The 4,847-nt window shown below is 65.5% G+C and carries 5 protein-coding genes; 1 reads left to right on the plus strand and 4 read right to left on the minus strand.

The window, feature by feature from the left end; translation table 11 throughout:
* The 4 genes from VN856_RS18195 to VN856_RS18210 form a co-directional block, all read right to left on the minus strand.
* The coding region (locus VN856_RS18195; RefSeq protein WP_325691528.1) for an ATP-binding cassette domain-containing protein at positions 1-473 on the minus strand (473 nt) is incomplete at its 3' end.
* Positions 470-1,342, minus strand: a complete 873-nt coding sequence (locus tag VN856_RS18200; protein WP_325691530.1) for an ABC transporter permease — start codon at positions 1,340-1,342, stop codon at positions 470-472. The genes VN856_RS18195 and VN856_RS18200, both read right to left, overlap by 4 nt.
* Positions 1,335-2,261: an ABC transporter permease gene (locus tag VN856_RS18205; protein WP_325691532.1), complete on the minus strand. Its 927-nt coding sequence runs from the start codon at positions 2,259-2,261 to the stop codon at positions 1,335-1,337. Before VN856_RS18205 ends, VN856_RS18200 begins: the two co-directional genes overlap by 8 nt.
* 1 nt (position 2,262) lies before the next feature.
* Complete coding sequence (locus VN856_RS18210) at positions 2,263-3,870, minus strand: peptide ABC transporter substrate-binding protein (RefSeq protein ID WP_414686991.1); 1,608 nt, start codon at positions 3,868-3,870, stop codon at positions 2,263-2,265.
* A 127-nt stretch (positions 3,871-3,997) separates the two neighbouring features.
* Between VN856_RS18210 and VN856_RS18215 the strand changes: the two genes are divergently transcribed.
* Positions 3,998-4,847 (plus strand): AMP-binding protein (locus tag VN856_RS18215; protein ID WP_325691533.1); only part of this gene is annotated, 850 nt, incomplete at its 3' end.

Raw genomic sequence — 4,847 nt, forward strand, 5'->3', positions numbered from 1 at the left:
GCGCGCTGACACATACCGCCGGACAATTGGTGCGGGTACTGCCGGGCCCGCAGCGCCGGATCGGACATGCCGGCGTCGGCAAGCAGTTGGACTGCTTGGCGATCGATATTGTTTGCGCGCAGCGCTTCTCGTACCTGAAAACCCACCTTCCACACCGGATTCAGGTTGGTCATCGGATCCTGTGGCACGTAACCAATGCCGGTGCCGCGGATTGATCGCAGCTTCCGTCGACTGACCGCGGTGAGGTCGACCCCGTCAAACACGATGCGACCGGCGGTGATTCGGCCCCCCGGCGGCAGCAGACCAAGAATCGCCGCGGCGGTGGTGGACTTGCCCGAACCCGATTCGCCGACGATCGCCACCGTCTGCCCGCTGCGCACCTCAAGATCTACTCCCCGCACCGCCGGAACGTCGTCCTCGAACCTGACCTCCAGTCCGGCGACGTTCAGCAGCGGCGACTCAGGTGCCGTCATGGCCGCCTCGCCCGCGACGCCGGGTCCAAGGCGTCGCGCAGCACGTCGCCCATGATCAAGAACGCCAGCACGGTGATCGCCAGCGCACCAGCCGGATAGAACAAGATCGGCGATCCGGCCCGCAACCGGATTTGGTCCACGTTGATGTCGCCGCCCCAGGACACCACCGACGGCGGCAGTCCGACCCCGAGGTAGGACAGCGTGGCTTCCGTGACGACGAACATCCCGAGCGCGATCGTCGACATCGCGATGACCGGGCCGATGGCATTGGGCACCACGTGGCGTACCAATATCCCAAACCTGCTCAACCCCAGCGCTTTCGCCGCCAGTACGTAGTCGCTGCCGCGCACCGTGAGCACGGCGCCGCGGGCGATCCGGGCTATCTGCGGCCATCCGAACAGCGCCAGGATAGCGATCACCGTCCACACCGTGCGGTGATGCATGACCTGCATCAGCACAATCGCGGCCAGCAGCAACGGGATACCGAAGAACACGTCGGCGATCCGGGACACCACCGCGTCGATCCACCCGCCGTAAAAGCCGGCCACGGCTCCCAGCGCCCCACCGATGACGAACACCAACAGGGTGGCACCGAGACCGACGGTGATCGAGGCACGCGCGCCGTAGATGGTGCGGGCGTAGATGTCGTGGCCCTGCAGGTCGGTGCCGAACCAATGCGCGACCGACGGCCCCAGCAGACTCTGGTCCGGGTTGGCGTATCCGGGATCGGCACCGGTGAACAATGCCGGAAGCACCGCAACGACGACGACACAGGCGATCAGCGCCGCGCTGATGATGAATTTCGGGCGGCGACGCAGCCCGCGCCACGTATCACGCCAAAAACCCACGCCGGCAACCGTTTCAGCCATAGCGAATCCTGGGGTCCAGCGCCGCGTACAGCAGGTCCACCGCCAGATTGGTGACGAGGTAGACGACCACGAGCACCGTCACGATCGACACCACGGTCGGGGCTTCCTGACGGGTGACGGCCTGGTAGAGCACGCCGCCGACACCGTGGACGTTGAAGATGCCTTCGGTGACGATCGCGCCGCCCATCAGCGCGCCGAGATCTGCCCCCAGGAAAGTCACCACCGGGATCAGCGAATTGCGCAGGATGTGCACCGTCACCACCCGCGGCCGCGACAACCCTTTGGCGGTGGCGGTACGGACGTAGTCGGCGTGCGCGTTGTCGGCCACCGCGGAGCGGGTCAACCGCACCACGTAGGCGAATGACACTGCGCCCAAGACAATTCCGGGCAACAGCAGCCGGGCGAAGGTCGGCTGGTCGCCCACCGTCACTGCCGCGACGCCCAGCCGCACCCCGAAGACGAATTGCGCGAGGAACCCCAGTACGAAGATCGGCACCGCAATAAGGACCAGGCTGACGATCAGTACGGCGCCGTCGAAGACGCCACCCTGGCGCAATCCGGCGATCACCCCGAACCCGACGCCGAAGAGCGCCTCCACCGCCAGCGCGATCATTGCCAACTTGAAGGTCACCGGAAACGCCTGCGCCAGAACGCTGGTCACCGGCAAACCGGAGTACGCGTGACCGAGGTCGCCGTGCAAAATGCCACCGAGGTAATGCAGGTACTGCAACCAGAACGGGTCGTTGAGGTGATATTGCGCGCGCAGTTGTGCAGCCACCGCCGGGCTCAGCGGGCGATCGCCGCCCAGCGCCGCGATCGGGTCGCCGGGTAGCAAGAAGACCATTCCGTAAATCAGCAGTGTGGCCCCCAGGAAGACCGGGATCATGGCCGCGATTCGACGCGCGATGTACCACGTCATCTCAGGCCTTCACGATGTGTTCGTAGTCCGGCAGTCCGTTCCAGGTCAGCGCGACGTGGCTGACCGACGGTGACCGTCCCGCCACGGCGACGGTGTACCACAGCGGTACAGCCGGCATGTCGTGCAACAGGATTCGCTGTGCGTCATTGGCGAGCCGATATGACTGGGGCAAATCAGGCGCGGCTTCGGCGGCGGCAATCGCGGCATCGAACCGTGGATTGGAGTAGCCGACGTCGTTGGCGCCCGCGGCGGTGACGAACAACGGCTCTAAAAACTCCAGCATCGACGGGAAGTCGCCCTGCCACCCGGCACGGAACGCGGTGCCGATCGTATGGCTGGTGATCTGAGTGCGAAAACCGGCGAACGTGGGCTGAGGGGCGCCGACGGCGTCGATACCCAGCGTGTTCTTGATGCTGTTGGCTATTGCGTCGATCCATTCCTGATGTGAACCGTCGGCGTTGTAGGCGATGGCATACCGCCCAGTCCATTTCGAGATCGCATCAGCCTGCGCCCAGAGCCGGCGCGCACGATCCGGGTCGAAGTTCAGCGCGGCGCTGCCGTCGATGCCGGGGTCGTATCCGGGCAGCGAACTCGCGGTGAAATCGCGAGCCGGTGCTCGCGCACCGGAGAAGATCTTGCGACAGATCTGGTCGCGGTTGATCGCGGCCGATAGCGCGAGCCGGCGCAACCGCCCCTCGTCGCCGGAGAAGTGCGGCAGACGCAGCGGGGTGTCCAGCGTCTGGTTCGCCGCCGCGGGCGCGGTGACCGCGCGATCGCCGAGGTCTCGGCGGTAGACGGGCAGCACGCTGGGCGGAATCGTGTCCAGCACATCGAGATTGCTCGATAGCAAGTCGGCGTAAGCGGTGTCGAGGTTGGCATAGAAGACAAACCGCAGGCCCTTGTTCTGCGGCACTCGGTTGCCGTGATAGCCGGGGTTGGTGACCAGGTCGAGTTTGACGTTGTGCTGCCAGGCCGGATTGCCCGGCTCGTCGCCGAGTCGATACGGGCCATTGCCGACCGGATGTTGGCCAAACGCGGCCATGTCTTTCAGCGCAGCGGCGGGCAGCGGGTAGAAGGGCGAAAAACCAAGCCGCAGTGTGAAGTCGATCGTCGGACCCTTGAGCCGAACGGTGAACTCATGGTCATCGATCACCTGAAGCCCGGACATCGCGGTGGCCGTCGGAGTCGGCGCGGCGACCTCGTCGAAACCGGCGATCGGGCTGAAAAAACTCTGCTGCAGTTGAGCATTGGAGGACAGCGCACCGTAATTCCAGGCGTCGACGAACGAGTGCGCGGTGACCGGCGAGCCATCACTGAACGTCCAGCCAGCTTTGAGCGTGATCCGGTAGTTGACGTCGTCGGTGGTCTCGATCGACTGGGCCACCTCCGGCGTCGGCGCGCCCTTGGCGTCATACGACATCAGGCCGGCGAACAGCCGGTCGACGATCCGGCCACCGTTGGAGTCGTTGGTATTGGTCGGGATCAACGGATTCTGCGGCTCGCCCGCATTGACGATCACCACATCGGTTCGGACGGTGCGCACCTCACAGCCGGTCAGCAACGCGGCGGCCAGCAGCACGGCCAGCGCAACGACGCGAAACCGACGCAAGCCGTCCCTCCTCGGCGCGACTGGATTGTCTGCAGCCGCTCAAAAGTTAACTCAACCTGCCCCGGCCTCATTGTCCGGTTCCTCAACGGCCTGTCGGCCGCATTGTCACCGGACTACGCTCGTGCGCGTGACCGAGACGCACACCGAGGCACCGTCATCGTATGCACCATCAACACAGTTCGTTGCGCAGGCCAACGCCGGCGATGACCTGTACCGAAAGGCCGAGCAGGACAGGCTGGCGTTCTGGGCCGAGCAGGCCAACCGACTCTCTTGGGCGACACCGTTTTCCCAGGTTTTGGACTGGTCGGCGGCGCCGTTTGCCAAATGGTTCACTGACGGCCAACTCAACGTCACCTACAACTGCGTGGACCGTCACGTCGAAGCCGGCAACGGCGATCGAGTCGCTATCCACTGGGAGGGCGATCGTGTCGGAGAAGACCGCACCCTGACCTACAGCGACCTGCTGACCGAGGTGAGCAAGGCGGCCAACGCGCTCGCCGGTCTGGGGCTGGTCGCAGGCGACCGCGTCGCGATCTACCTGCCGATGATTCCCGAAGCCATGATCGCGATGCTGGCGTGCGCGCGCCTGGGCGTGCTGCACAGCGTGGTGTTCGCCGGATTCACCGCGACCGCGCTGGGCGCCCGGATCGCCGACGCCGAGGCCAAAGTCCTGATCACCGCCGACGGGCAGTTCCGCCGCGGCAAGCCGGCGCCATTGAAGGAAGCCGCCGATCAGGCGGTCGCCGACACCAGCACGATCGAACACGTCCTGGTGGTCCGGCGCACCGGTGTCGACGTGCCCTGGACGCAGGGACGCGACGTGTGGTGGCACGACGTCGTCGACTCGGCATCACCCGAACACCATGCCGAGGCGTTCGACGCCGAGCATCCGCTGTTCCTGCTGTACACCTCGGGCACCACCGGTAAGCCCAAGGGCATCGTGCACACCAGCGGCGGCTATCTCACCCAGGCGTCCT

It is taken from the genome of Mycobacterium sp. (genome assembly GCF_035603715.1).
GTDB lineage: Bacteria > Actinomycetota > Actinomycetes > Mycobacteriales > Mycobacteriaceae > Mycobacterium.